Annotated in this window: 12 protein-coding genes; 6 read left to right on the forward strand and 6 right to left on the reverse strand. The window is 63.0% G+C overall.

The genetic code is table 11. From position 1 onward, the window contains the following. Window positions 1-27: 27 nt before the first annotated feature. Window positions 28-1,413, reverse strand: coding sequence for a GH1 family beta-glucosidase (locus G8767_RS04975; RefSeq protein WP_166809521.1), 1,386 nt, complete (start codon window positions 1,411-1,413; stop codon window positions 28-30). Between the two features lie 116 nt (window positions 1,414-1,529). Between G8767_RS04975 and G8767_RS04980 the strand changes: the two genes are divergently transcribed. Beyond that, entirely contained in the window at window positions 1,530-2,726 is a 1,197-nt protein-coding gene (locus tag G8767_RS04980) for an MFS transporter (protein WP_095970504.1), read from the forward strand. Window positions 2,727-2,793: 67 nt separating this feature from the next. Then, a complete protein-coding gene (locus G8767_RS04985; RefSeq protein WP_166809522.1) occupies window positions 2,794-3,327 on the forward strand; it encodes a GNAT family N-acetyltransferase in 534 nt (177 codons plus the stop codon). A gap of 12 nt (window positions 3,328-3,339) precedes the next feature. Here G8767_RS04985 and zapE read toward each other — a convergent pair whose 3' ends face one another. Next, on the reverse strand, window positions 3,340-4,356 hold the full coding sequence (zapE, locus tag G8767_RS04990) for a cell division protein ZapE (RefSeq protein ID WP_003942629.1): 1,017 nt from the start codon (window positions 4,354-4,356) through the stop codon (window positions 3,340-3,342). A gap of 43 nt (window positions 4,357-4,399) precedes the next feature. Here zapE and G8767_RS04995 point away from each other — a divergent pair, with 43 nt between their 5' ends. Genes G8767_RS04995 through msrB form a run of 4 tightly spaced genes read left to right on the forward strand, consistent with a single transcriptional unit; the run spans window position 4,400 to window position 8,507 of the window. Continuing rightward, the gene (locus G8767_RS04995) at window positions 4,400-5,149 is read left to right on the forward strand and encodes a pyrimidine reductase family protein (protein WP_166809523.1); all 750 of its coding nucleotides are present in this window, start codon (window positions 4,400-4,402) and stop codon (window positions 5,147-5,149) included. Window positions 5,150-5,168: 19 nt separating this feature from the next. Further along, window positions 5,169-6,722, forward strand: coding sequence for an alpha/beta fold hydrolase (locus G8767_RS05000; protein ID WP_166809524.1), 1,554 nt, complete (start codon window positions 5,169-5,171; stop codon window positions 6,720-6,722). 60 nt (window positions 6,723-6,782) lie between these two features. Then, window positions 6,783-8,066 carry a glycosyltransferase family 87 protein gene (locus G8767_RS05005; RefSeq protein ID WP_166809525.1) on the forward strand — a complete coding sequence of 428 codons (1,284 nt, stop codon included), beginning with the start codon at window positions 6,783-6,785 and terminating at the stop codon, window positions 8,064-8,066. Window positions 8,067-8,075: 9 nt separating this feature from the next. Then, window positions 8,076-8,507, forward strand: coding sequence for a peptide-methionine (R)-S-oxide reductase MsrB (gene msrB / locus G8767_RS05010; RefSeq protein WP_166809526.1), 432 nt, complete (start codon window positions 8,076-8,078; stop codon window positions 8,505-8,507). 56 nt (window positions 8,508-8,563) lie between these two features. Here the strand turns inward: msrB and G8767_RS05015 are convergent, their stop codons facing one another. From G8767_RS05015 to G8767_RS05030, 4 genes are all read right to left on the reverse strand, one after another. Beyond that, window positions 8,564-9,484 (reverse strand): hypothetical protein, encoded by a 921-nt coding sequence (locus G8767_RS05015; RefSeq protein ID WP_124569713.1) that lies wholly within the window; start codon window positions 9,482-9,484, stop codon window positions 8,564-8,566. Then, a complete protein-coding gene (locus G8767_RS05020) occupies window positions 9,484-9,795 on the reverse strand; it encodes a hypothetical protein (protein WP_166809527.1) in 312 nt (103 codons plus the stop codon). The genes G8767_RS05015 and G8767_RS05020 overlap by 1 nt, the downstream gene beginning before the upstream one ends. Continuing rightward, window positions 9,788-10,261, reverse strand: a complete 474-nt coding sequence (locus G8767_RS05025; protein WP_346842959.1) for a YbaB/EbfC family nucleoid-associated protein — start codon at window positions 10,259-10,261, stop codon at window positions 9,788-9,790. Before G8767_RS05025 ends, G8767_RS05020 begins: the two co-directional genes overlap by 8 nt. Window positions 10,262-10,343: 82 nt before the next feature. After that, window positions 10,344-12,620, reverse strand: coding sequence for a molybdopterin guanine dinucleotide-containing S/N-oxide reductase (locus tag G8767_RS05030; protein ID WP_166809793.1), 2,277 nt, complete (start codon window positions 12,618-12,620; stop codon window positions 10,344-10,346). Between the last annotated feature and the right edge of the window lie 48 nt (window positions 12,621-12,668).

The following is a 12,668-nucleotide window of genomic DNA, read 5'->3' on the forward strand; positions in this document are numbered from 1 at the left end:
AGCAACCCAGACCGCCTCCGCTGCAGGTCAGACCTGAGCCGCTTTGTGCTCGGCGATCAGAGCGCGATACCACTCGAACGAGGCCTTCGGTGTGCGCTTCTGGGTGTCGAAATCGACGTGTACCAGGCCGAAACGCTCCTTGTACCCCGCAGCCCATTCGAAATTGTCGAGAAGCGACCACACGAAATAGCCGCGTACATCGACACCGTCGTCGATGGCCGATCGGAGGGCGCGAAGGTGCGCATCGTGATAGTCGATTCGTGCTTCGTCCTCGACAACTCCTGCGGCATCCGGAGCATCGTGGAACGAACACCCGCTTTCCGTGATGTAGATCGGCGGCAGTGCGTCACCGAAGCGTGCTTGGAACGTCCGCAATATCTCACCTAGTCCCTCAGGAACGATCGGCCAACCGAAATCTGTTGTGGGATAACCGGTAATCGCGACGGGGGCAAAGGGCAGGCCCGGCGGCAGGTCGACTTCGAGCACACCTTCGGTCCCCTGGCCTTCCACCGGAGCGGCAATCATCGTCGGCTCGTAGTAGTTGATCCCGTACCAGTCGAGCGGCGCCCCGATGATCTTCAAGTCCTCGTCGACCGGACCGCTGAGAAGCTGAGCGAATTCGTCGGCGGGGTATTTCCCGACCAGAACCGGGTCGGCGAACATCCAATTGACGACGTGGTCGTAGATGTCGGCAGCCATCACGTCTACCGGGGAATCCGAAGCGGCGCGCACCGGCGCATGGTTCGAGGCGATTCCGATGTTCGTGCATCCGGTTGCCCGAAGCGCTTCGACAGCGAGGCCGTGCCCGAGCAGTTGGTGATGTGCGGCTTGGAAAGCCTCGAACCCCAGAGCGAGTCCGGGGGCGTGAACTCCCAAGGCATGTCCGTAGAGCGTGTGCACCACCGGTTCGTTGAGCGGCATCCACATTCCGACTCGATCCGACAGTCGCTCACCGACTACCTGCGCGTACTCCCCCAGTCGATACGAGGTGTCGCGGTTCATCCAGCCGCCCTGCTCCTGCAATGCGAGGGGCAGATCCCAGTGAAAAAGCGTCACAGCGGGGGTAATTCCCACCGCACACAGTCGATCGACGAGTCGGTCGTAGAAGTCGAGCCCTTTCGCATTCACTGCCCCCGATCCGGTGGGCAGAATTCGCGACCACGACAGGGACAGCCGATAAGCGTCGAGCCCGAGCTGTTTCATCAGGTCGATGTCCGATTCCCAGCGGTGATAATGATCGGCAGCGACAGTCCCGGTGTCGCCCCCGACGACAACACCGGGACGGCCACAGAACTCGTCCCAGATCGACGGCCCGCGACCGTCTTCGGCCACAGCTCCTTCGATTTGATAGGCCGCAGTTGCGGTTCCCCAGACGAAAGAAGACGGAAATTCTGGTGTCGGCTGCCGAGTCATGTCGGTCAGTTAATCAAAGAACCGTGCAAAACACGCAGGTTTGTTGGACACTCGACCAGTATCAAGATCCAGTACCGTTCGGCCTACCCGAACGAACGAGACAAAGGCCCTGCTTGATGACGGATAACACCCGCACCCTGACGAGGGCCCGGATCGCCACTTCGGTGGCCTTCGGACTTCAAGGATTCCTGCTCGCCGCCATACTGACGCAGCTTCCGCAGTACAAGGACTTGTTCGAGCTGAGCGAGACACTGGTTGTGGTTGCGGTTGTCACCGTGTCCGTCATCGCCGGGCTCGGCAGCGTGCTCGCCGAAATGCTGGCCGTACGGACGTCGAGCAAGATGACTCTACGAACCGGACTTGCCGTCATCGCAGTCTTCGGCGGGGCAACCGGAATTGCGCCAAACGCGGCGATGTTTTTCGTCTTCCTGGCGATCTACGGCATCGGACTCGGCATGGTCGACGCGGCCGCCAACATGCAGGCGGTCTCGATCCAACACGCCAAGGGCCGCTTCATCCTCTCCTCCTTCCATGCTTCCTGGAGCGTCGGAGCGATTGTCGGCGCTCTCTTCATCTCTGCTACCGCAGGCCTCGACGTCTCGATCCGCGTGACGCAGGTGATCGCGGGAGTTGTTGTCGGACTGATGCTTCTGGCCTTCGGTCCGCAACTGCTCGATCGCTCCGAGTCTCCGGTTGCCGATGCAAACATCACGAGCACCGCGAAATTCACCGTCCCCACCCGCGCCTTCGTCCTCCTCGGCGTCGCGATGGCCCTGTTCTACGCGGTCGACTTCAGCGTCGGAAACTGGTCGACGCTCTACGTCAAGGACGAACTGCTCGCCGACGCCGGGACGGCTGCACTCTCCGTAGCGGCGTACCAAATCGCGGCACTGATCGCACGACTGACCGGCGACTACTGGGTCGGCAAGTTCGGTGAGACCACCGTCGTGCGGATCGGCTCTCTCATCGGCGTGTTCGGCATGACGATCGTCGTCCTCGCACAATCTCCCGCCGTTGCCATCGCCGGCTTCCTGATCGTCGGCCTCGGCGTACCGGTAATCGCCCCGATCTGCTTCAGCGCCGCCGGGCGAATGGCGCCCCCGGATCAGGTCGATGCGGTTATCGCACGCATCAACCTCTTCAACTACGTCGGCACAGTGGTCGGCGGCGGCATCGTCGGCGCGGTCGCTGCCTTCAGTGACCTTCGAATCGGGTTCCTGATTCCGCTGGCGTTCTGCGCGATCTTGATAGTTCTTGCTCCCGCGTTCGCTCCGAAACGAGCCACAACGCCGGTCACCGAGAACGCCGCTTGAGCGTTGTGCCCGAGGAAAGTGGTGTACTTGATCGACCGAATCATGTGCGCGAGAGGTAGAAACTGACGTGATGATCACCGTTGACCGGGCCGGGATCTGGGATTCCGAAGCAATCGCCGATGTGGCTGCGGTGACTTTTCCGCTGGCCTGCCCACCGGACGCATCCGACGACGACATCAGCGCCTTCATCGACAACGTTCTCTCGGTCGACAAGTTCTCCGAGTATCTGACGGACCCGACACGAACGGTTCTCAAGGTCATTCGTGACGGCTCGATCGTCGGTTACGCGATGCTTGTCGACGACGAGCCCGCCGATCCGGACGTCAAAGCTGCTGTGACACTTCGCCCGACGACGGAACTGAGCAAGTTGTACGTGCTTCCGGGAAACCACGGAACCGGCGCGGCGGCATCCTTGATGGACGCGGTTGTCGACCATGCGCGACGCGGCGGAAGTGCCGGGATCTGGCTGGGTGTCAATCAGGAGAATCTGCGCGCACAGAAGTTCTACGCCAAGCACGGTTTCACGCAGGTCGGCACCAAGACTTTTCTCGTGGGCGCACAACTCCACCACGATTTCGTGATGGAGCGCCCCGTCAGCTGACAGGCCTGCCGATCAGCCGGCCGCGACCTCGAAACGAGAAAGCGCGAGCAGACGCGAGGTCGCGCGCAGGTACTTCTTCTTGTACCCACCTGCGAGCATCTCGGGAGTGAATATCTCGTCGAGGCGTGCGCCGGAAACGGTGACCGGGATGCTCGCGTCGTACAAGCGGTCGGCGAGAACCACGATGCGCAAAGCGACCGACTGATCCGTTGCGGGGTGAACACCGTCGATGAAGACTGCCTTCACACCCTCGACCAGCTTGTTGTAGCGCGACGGATGCAGTGTGCTGAGGTGCTTGCACAGCTCGTCGAAGTTGTCGAGCGTGGCGCCGTCGATGGCGTCGGCCCGAGAGACCAACTCCTCCGAGGAGATGGGCTCCGGTGCGGGCGGAAGGTCACGGTGACGGTAGTCGGGACCGTCGACGCGAATCGTCTCGAAGATCGAGCCGAGCTTCTTGATCTCGCGCAGGAAGTCCTGCGCGGCGAAGCGGCCCTCACCGAGCTGGCCGGGAAGCGTGTTCGACGTCGCGACAATGGATACGCCGCGTGCGGAGAGCTCCGAGAGGAGGCGGGAGACGAGCATGGTGTCGCCCGGATCGTCGAGCTCGAATTCGTCAATGCAGAGAACGCTGTGGTCGGCGAGCGCTTCGACGGCCTTGTTGAAGCCGAGAGCGCCGACGACGTGCGTCAGCTCGACGAAGGTTCCGAACGCCTTGGGCGACGGAACGCTGTGGAAGATCGACGCCAGCAAGTGAGTCTTGCCGACACCGAATCCGCCGTCGAGGTACAGGCCGGCGCCGGTTGCCTGGGTCTTCTTGCCGAACAGGCCGCGGCGTCCACCACTGCGGATCTTGGTGACGCGCTTGGAGAATTCCTCGGCCTTGGCGACAGCAGCTGCCTGGCTCGGTTCCTTAGGATCGGGAATGTAGGACGCAAAACTCACCTCGTCGAACATTGCGGGAGGCACCATTTGAGCTACCAGTTGATCGGCGGGTACCACCGGGCTGCGATCGACAAGACGTTCATGCATCCGTCAAGGGTATCTACGTGATGTGATCTCTCATGTGCACCGTATGGATATTGCGACCTACTTCACACCAGGCAGAGAAGACGAGCTCCGCAGCTTGTACGCCTATCCGGAGAATCTCTCGCAACCCTGGATGCGTGTGAACTTCGTTTCCAGCATCGACGGGTGCGTCTCCGTCGACGGCGTGAGCCATGGACTGGGCACACCTGCCGACAAGTCGGTATTCGGGATCTTGCGCGAACTCTGTGACGTCGTCGTGGTCGGCGCCGGCACAGCGCGAGCCGAGAACTACGGGGGTGTGCAGATCTCGGACGAAGCCCGCGCGCGACGCTCGGCCGGCGGTCTCTCTCCGGTCCCACCGATCCTCGTCGTCTCGGCGCACGCGTCGATCGACCCTGAAAGTCGTCTCCTGCGAGATACCGAAACTCCGCCGATCCTTGTTGTCGGTAGCGCCGCGGACACTGCAGCGATTTCGGCGTTGAGATCTACCGGAGCGCAGGTAGAGGTGACGGACTCGCCGAACGTCAGCAGCGGCGACATCGACAGGGCCTTGTCGGCTCGCAAGCTCCGCCGCGTGCTGTGCGAGGGCGGACCGTCACTTTTCGGACAGTTGATCGAGGACAATGCCGTCGACGAACTCTGCGTCACCACCTCACCTCAACTGGTGGGGAGCAAAGTCGGCCGAATCTCGCTCTCCCCCAACGCAATGCCCACAGCAATGCGTCCCGCACACATCCTCGGCGATACGGACGGCACGATTCTCACTCGATGGGTTCGTCAGCAGCCACGTCGGTGAACCTGGCACTCTGGTCGGCATGCGCAGAGTTGCTTTGATGGCCGTCGTCCTCGCGACGTGTTGTGCGTGCGGCGCCGGACCGTCGCTTCGGCCCGCCGTCGCGGTCGAAGGCCGCACCGACGGCAGCCCTGCCCAGAGCGAGGGACCGTCGCCCGATGCGCCGCCGGTTGACCCTGGCGTCCCGACCGACGACCTACCGTGGCGGGACTGCACCGGCACGTCACTAGCGGACCAGGCTCTCGCGGCGTCGAGCGCCGGCGTCATCCTCGAATGCGCGGAATTCAGTGCCCCCATCGACGTGACCGGTGCCATCGACGGCAACTTCACTGCCGGCTTGACCCGCGCGCGGACCTCGTCGACACCTGCAAACGCGTATCCGATCGTGTTCACTTCCGGCACCGACCGTTCGTCGGGAGAGTCTCTGGCCATGCTCGCTGCAACCGGATTGACGACGGTACTTGCGGATCACCCCGTCGTTGCCCTGGATCGACGCGGAATCGACAGGTCCACCGCAATCGACTGCATGACGCCGGAGATTCGGCGCGGCCTTCACGATCTGGGCCAGTACGACACGGATTCCACCGGCGACGCCGCCGACGCGGTCTCCGCACTCGGTCACGACGCAACCATCGCGTGTACCGACTACCTCGATCCTCAAGAACTGAAGTTCGGCGCGGACTCCGCTGCCGAGGACATCGACGCTCTACGTGCACGGTGGGGCGTCGAGACCATCGCTCTGTGGTCGGCAGGGTCCGGCTCGGACATCGCGCTGAGCTATGCGGCGGCCCACCCGGACAACCTCGCGAGGTTGATCCTCGATTCTCCCGCTCCGGTGGCCACCGACGCTGCCACCGAGGCAGAGAGCCGCGTGCAGGGCGAGGAAGCCGCGTTGACCGCATTTGCTCAGCGATGTGTGGCGCTGGGGTGCTCGCTCGGACCTGATCCGAAGAAATCGGTCACGGGTTTGATGGAACGCGCGCGGGGCGATGAATTCCAGCCGCTGTCCGCCGCTGCGGTGTCGAACGCGATTTCGGCGAGTCTGTGGACTGCCGGAACCAACCGTGAGCAAGAGACCCGCTCACTGTCTGACGCTTTGTCCGCGCTCGGTACCGGCAACGCTTCGCCGATTCGAGAGCGTGCCGCCCGGGCAGAGAACGAGGTGGACGGTGACGGCCAGTTCATCGGACGATGCACCGACGGCACGCAGTGGCCGGGGATCGGGCGTGCCCGCGAACTGGCGGACACGTGGGGCACCAACTATCCGGTATTCGGGCGAGAAGCCGCGCTCGGTTTGCTCGCATGCGCCAGCTGGCCGTCGACCGCCAACTCTCCCCTGCCCAACCAGTTGAAGCCCGCCGTCCTCGTGCTGAGCGGTCAGGGTGACCCGGCCGTCGGAAACTCCGGACTCTCGACCGTCACCGGCGTCGTCACCAACGCAGGGTCGCGCTTCGCAACCCTGGACTGGCAGGGTGCGGGTCACCCCGCGGCACAATCCACCTGTGCGCAGCAGGCGATGAGGGCATACCTCACCGACGCCTCCCTGCCCAGCAACGGAAGCGTGTGCCCGGCCTGACTCGGGCGCTCGTCCACCACGACCGAAAAGGGGTGCATCCCCCGATCACACCCTGCTCCGGTGTACCGTGCCGAAGTGTTCCTTCGACAGCTCGAGCCGCGTACCGGGCGGACAACCCAACAAGTCGTCAACTTCGTTTTGTGGCCGATCGCCGTGATGACCGTGCTCAATCGTGTCATCGTCACAGCCGTCAACGGCGCCATCACCGATGACTTCCGACCGGTCTACAACGCCGCGCTGGCGTTCTGGAACGGTCGCGACGTCTACACCGCAGATTTCAACTCGGTAGACCCCCATTACCTGTACCCACCATCGGGTTCGTTGTTGATGGCGCCCCTGGCGATCCTCGATCCCGAGCGCTCGCGGTGGCTGTTCATCGGTGTCAATGCCGTCGCCATCCTCGTGGCTCTCTACCTGCTGTTGCGCTTGTTCGACCTGACGATCAGTTCCATCGCCGCGCCGATTCTGATACTCGGCGCTTTCATGTCGGAGACGGTCACCAACACGTTGGTGTTCACCAACATCAACGGTCTCGTCCTGCTCGGCGAAGTTGCCTTCCTCCTGCTGCTGATGCGCAAGAAGGATCTGTGGGCCGGCGCCGCGATCGGTCTCACCATCGCAGTGAAACCCACTCTCGCGCCGCTGCTCCTGCTGCCACTCGTCCGCGGTCAGTGGAAGGTGTTCGTCACCGCCCTCGGCATCCCGTTCATTCTCACGGTCGTGGCGTGGCCGCTTGCGTCGGATCCGATGGACTTCGTCCGCCGCACCGTGCCGTACCTGCTCGAATCCCGTGACTACTTCAACAGTTCGATTGTCGGAAACGGCGCGTACTTCGGTCTGCCCGAATGGTTGATCCTGCTGTTGCGCGTCGTGTTTGCCGCCATGGTCGTCGTCTCTCTGTGGCTTCTGTACCGCTACTACCGCAACGACGAACTCTTCTTCCTCACCACCGCGACCGGCGTGATCATGACCGCGTCGTTCCTACTGCCCTCGCTCGGCCAGATGTACTACTCGATGATGCTGTTGCCGCTCCTGATGTCCGTGGTGCTCAAGAACTCGGTCATGCGGAACTGGCCGGCGTGGCTCGCCGTCTACGGCTTCATGACATTCGACAACTGGTGGTCGAACCGCTGGCCGACCTTCGGCCGGGCAGCCGAATACACCAAGAGCACCCTCGGCTGGAGCCTTCTGCTGATCGTGATCTTCTGTGTCCTCGGATATCGGTATCTGGTCGCGCGTCGAGAGGGCCGCTTGGATCAGGGAATCGATCCCGCGTACCTCCTCGATCGCCCGCTCGATACCGTCTCACCTGCCGACGAAGCCGAAACGGCGACAAAGCATTAGCGTGGAGGCATGAGTTCTTCACACGATGGCATCGACAGCACACCTGAGGTCACGTACACCGAGAGCGAGTGGCGCGAAAAGCTGACTCCGGAGGAGTTCGCCGTCCTGCGCCAAGCCGGCACCGAACGCCCCTTCGTCGGCGAGTACACCGACACCACCACGGAAGGTGTTTACTCCTGCCGGGCGTGCGGAGCCGAACTGTTCCGCAGCACCGAGAAGTTCGAATCGCACTGCGGGTGGCCGTCCTTCTTCGATCCGGCGGATTCGGATGCCGTGATACTGAAGGAAGACAGCTCACTCGGGATGCGCCGCGTCGAGGTCATCTGCAAGAAGTGCCACAGCCACCTCGGTCACGTCTTCGAGGGTGAGGGATACCCGACGCCCACCGATCAGCGGTACTGCATCAACTCGATCTCGCTGGTTCTCGAGCCCGCTCAGTAGCCGGGTCGTGGGCTACCCCCCAATCACGGGAGTAGCCCACGGATCGAGACTTCGACTCAGAAGTCCCAGTTCAGCGCGGTCGGGCTCAGACCGGCCGCGTTCAGGTCCTCGTTGCGAGCGACGAGACCGTCCTTGACTGACCCGATCCCACCACCGATTGCGCCGGACGTGATGTCCGTCAACGAGGCATCGCCGCCCGTGACTTCCTTCGTCACGATCGCAGCGGACGCTCCCGACACCGCGTCGTCGAAAGCGCCCCGTGCGATCTCCTGCAACCTCGAACCGGTCGGGAGCGGGTTCGGGTCAGGCCCGACACGATCCGGCGTCGTCTTCAACCCCCCGTTCGCCAGTCCTTTGACGAAACCGTCGCGCCCTTCGGTCATGACCTTGCCACCGTCGATCGACTGGCGATGATCCATCGTCATCTGACCCAGTTGAATGGCGAGACCGGAGAAGACGGCTGCGGCAGCTTCCACTGCTGCAGCCTCGATCACTCGTATCAACAATTGCTGCAACAACATTCGGACCGTGAGTGTTGTTGCGACCTCAGCCGCCACGATTCCGGCTGTACTCGCACCCAGTGTCGGGACAGCAGCCGCCACCATGGCGGCAATCTCGAGCGCCAGTGCGCTCAGCGCCGCGAGGATCGACAGTTTGGTGTACTCGATGTCCGTGCCCGTATCGGTGCACGACTGCCCCAGTTCGGCTGCAGCAGAGGACAACCGCTCGAAGACCTCCGCAACTCCCCCGGCCTCCGACCAATACCGAGACAACGAGTCGCCGGCGCGACCGTCGATCGAAGCCAGTACTGCTTGCAAACCATAACCACCGGCAGCGGCCGAAGCCTCGATCCGATCAGCCGCGTCTGACCAGGCATCACCCAACCTCCACAGTGCCGTTTCGTCTCCTTGCGGCCAGTCACTGCCCACCGCGACCGACGCAACCGCCTGTAACCAGCCCGGAATCTCGAGTCCCATCAGAGCCCACCCGCCAGGTCGTCGGCAAGCGAGGTGTCGATCGCTTCGAACCGATCGGTGATCTCGATCAGCGCGGCGGTCAATTCTCGAAGCGCACCCGCGACCAATGTCATCCCACCGACCGCTGACGACGCACCGGGAACATATGCGTCCGAGAATGCGGTTCCGAACTGGTCAGCTCCCCAGCAACCCTCTTCGGCGCCTGCCGCTGTTTCCAGAGCACTCCGCGCCTCGTCGAGATCGGCAGAAACTGCCTCGAATGCAGGTGCAGCACTTTTCATCGCGGCTACGTCCACGCCCAGTTCAGACATTGCCGGAGCTCCGCAGAACGGTGCGGTCCCAGTTCTCGTCGCTGCCTGCCGGCACCGACGCCGGACGAGGGGCGAGAATCTCACGCAATCCGAGCACACCGGGGACGAGGTCAGGCAAATCGATTCCGGCCGCTTCCGTGAACGGACTCGACATCTCGGCGACCTGTCGGCGCATGTCCTCCGCCGCAGATGTGGCGGTAGCCAGGATCAGATTCCCCAACGCTGCCGGCGAATGCTTGCCGTAGGCGCTCCCCGAGAGGGTGACTCCCACGGTCGCGCCCGAAGCGTCCACGACCACTTCCACGCTACCGTCGCTCGAATGCACGGTCGCCGTCGCTCGAGCGATCTTCTCCTGCAAGTCCGCCAGCGATCGTGTTCGCTCCAACAGTTCGACCTGCATCGAATCGATCTGGGCCCGAAGAACTTCGACCCGCCCCCGCATCGAACCAACATCCGTTGCATTCACGATGGCCCCCACCTTCGATAGATCGTGACGCCTGATTCAGGCGCTCACGAGGTTCGACGCGGGAGGTGCCCGATCGGTTCCGTCAGCGCGAACCAAGCACCGGCGGATCGAACGCCTTGACCGGTGGCAGTACCCCTTCGAATTTCTCGATCTGCACCAGAACGTGCTGGCCGGTGCACCCATGCGAAAGCGAAGACGTACCGATGTCCGGCGTCAGAACGTTGGGATTTCCGTGAACACACAGAGAGTCGGGATCGGCAGGATCGAGTGGGTCGTACCACGCACCGGTCGACAACTGGACGACGTCGCTCCGCAAATCCGAATCGACGATCACACCAGCCAGGCATGCCCCGCGATCGTTGAACACGCGCACGACCTCCCCAGCCGACACGCCGCGCGCGGCCGCGGCATCGGGGTGCATACGAATCGGCTCGCGTCCCTTGACCTTCGACGCCTGACTGACAGCACCGTGATCGAGTTGGCTGTGCAGTCGCGTCTTGGGCTGGTTGGCGATCAAGTGAAGCGGGTATTGCAAGGCCCGCGGTCCGCCCAACCACTCGTCGGGCTCGTACCAGCGCGGATGGCCGGCGCAGTCGGCGTAGCCGAACGACTCGATGGTCTCGGAGAAGATCTCGATCTTCCCACTCGGAGTCGAGAGCGGATACTTCTCGGGGTCCTCGCGGAAGTCACCGAAGAGCACGAGGTTGTCTTCGGTTCGCATCCGGTAGTGCCCGTCGGACCAGAAATCCTCGAACGTCGGTGTGTTGCCGCCGTCTGCATCGACGAACGGGCGCCATTGATCGTAGAGATGCTCGATCCACTCCTGTGAGGATCGCCCCTCGGTGAACTGCTCCCCGAATCCGAGTGCGGAAGCCAGATCGGCAAACGTGTCATAGTCGTCACGCGAGTTCGCGAAGGGAGGAACGACCTGCTGCATCGCGACCAGAAGCGGATCATTTCGTGTGCAGCTCAGGTCATTTCGTTCGAGCGAAGTGGTCGACGGGACGACGATGTCGGCGCTGCGAGCCATCGGCGTCCAGTAGGGATCGTGAACGACGATCGTGTCCGGACGCGCAAATGCCCGTCGCAGCCTCGGGAGATCCTGGTGGTGGTGAAACGGATTGCCACCAGCCCAGTAGACCAACCGAATATCCGGATAGGTCAGGCGCCTGCCGTCGTAGTCGAATTCCTCACCGGGCGAGAGCAACAGATCGGAGATCGCGGCTACCGGAATGAAATCCGACACCGGATTCACACCTTGAGAGAAGGTCGGCAACGGATACGGCACCGGAGCCAGACCCGGCTCGTTCATCGAACCGTAGCCGTGCCCGAAACCGCCACCCGGAAGCCCGAATTGGCCGAGCATCGCGGCGAGGGTCACCCCCATCCAGGGCGCCTGCTCACCGTGTTTGATGCGCTGCAACGACCACGTGACCGTGACCAGCGTCCGGCCCGACGCCATTCGCCGAGCCAATTCGGTGACGAACTCGGCGGGCACCCCGGAGATCTCCTGCGCCCAGCGCGGATCCTTCGGTACACCGTCGGCGCGACCCAGCAGGTAATCCTCGAAGCGTTCGTAACCGACGCAGAAGCGGTTCAGGAATTCGCGATCGTGCAGACCCTCCGACGCCAGGACAAAAGCCACTGCGAGCATGATCGCCACATCGGTTCCCGGGACGGGTGCGATCCATTCACAGTCACCCTCGACGTCGTCACGCAGCGGACTGAACGAGACGATCTTTCCGCCGCGAGCCCGAAACGCGTCGAGCGCCCCGAGTGTCGGATGACCGCTCGTACCACCGGCATTGACGCCGGTGTTCTTGATCGGAACTCCCCCGAACGAGACGAGGAGATCGGAATGCTTCGCGATGACGTCCCACGACGTGGAGCGCGCGAACAACTTCCAGTGTGTTCCCACCACTCGCGGCATGATGACGCCGGTGGCTCCGAGCGAGTAACTGTGGACCGATTTGGTGTATCCACCCAGCTGATTGAGAAATCGGTGAACCTGGCTCTGCGCGTGATGGAATCGACCGGCGCTGGCCCAGCCGTACGAGCCGCCGAAGATCGCGTTGTTTCCATGCGTGTCGACCACGCGACGCAATTCACGCGCGAGCAGTTCTGTCAGCTCGTCCCAGGTGACCGAGACGAATTCGTCGGCTCCACGCCGGTCGCTGGGACCCGGCCCGTTCTCGAGCCAACCCCGACGCACCGCCGGACCCGTGACGCGTGACCGGCTGCGCACCGAACCGGCGAGGTTGCCGAGCATCGGCGAAGGATTCGAATCACCCTCGTACGGATGCACGGCGGTCACCTCGCCGGCGACCGATTCGGCGCTGAACATTCCCCAATGGGACATGTGTTGACGACGCCGGTTCGGTGCAGTTGTCACAGAAACTACTTTCGA

It is taken from the genome of Rhodococcus sp. IC4_135, from assembly GCF_011602025.1.
Classification (GTDB): domain Bacteria; phylum Actinomycetota; class Actinomycetes; order Mycobacteriales; family Mycobacteriaceae; genus Rhodococcus_F; species Rhodococcus_F baikonurensis.

What these genes read in the sequence shown, in the direction of transcription:
- G8767_RS04975 (WP_166809521.1), bottom strand. Translation starts at nt 1,413, where the DNA reads ATGACTCGGCAGCCGACACCAGAATTTCCGTCTTCTTTCGTCTGGGGA.
- G8767_RS04980 (WP_095970504.1), top strand. Translation starts at nt 1,530, where the DNA reads ATGACGGATAACACCCGCACCCTGACGAGGGCCCGGATCGCCACTTCG.
- zapE (WP_003942629.1), bottom strand. Translation starts at nt 4,356, where the DNA reads ATGCATGAACGTCTTGTCGATCGCAGCCCGGTGGTACCCGCCGATCAA.
- G8767_RS04995 (WP_166809523.1), top strand. Translation starts at nt 4,400, where the DNA reads ATGGATATTGCGACCTACTTCACACCAGGCAGAGAAGACGAGCTCCGC.
- G8767_RS05000 (WP_166809524.1), top strand. Translation starts at nt 5,169, where the DNA reads ATGCGCAGAGTTGCTTTGATGGCCGTCGTCCTCGCGACGTGTTGTGCG.
- msrB (WP_166809526.1), top strand. Translation starts at nt 8,076, where the DNA reads ATGAGTTCTTCACACGATGGCATCGACAGCACACCTGAGGTCACGTAC.
- G8767_RS05015 (WP_124569713.1), bottom strand. Translation starts at nt 9,484, where the DNA reads ATGGGACTCGAGATTCCGGGCTGGTTACAGGCGGTTGCGTCGGTCGCG.
- G8767_RS05020 (WP_166809527.1), bottom strand. Translation starts at nt 9,795, where the DNA reads ATGTCTGAACTGGGCGTGGACGTAGCCGCGATGAAAAGTGCTGCACCT.
- G8767_RS05030 (WP_166809793.1), bottom strand. Translation starts at nt 12,620, where the DNA reads ATGTCCCATTGGGGAATGTTCAGCGCCGAATCGGTCGCCGGCGAGGTG.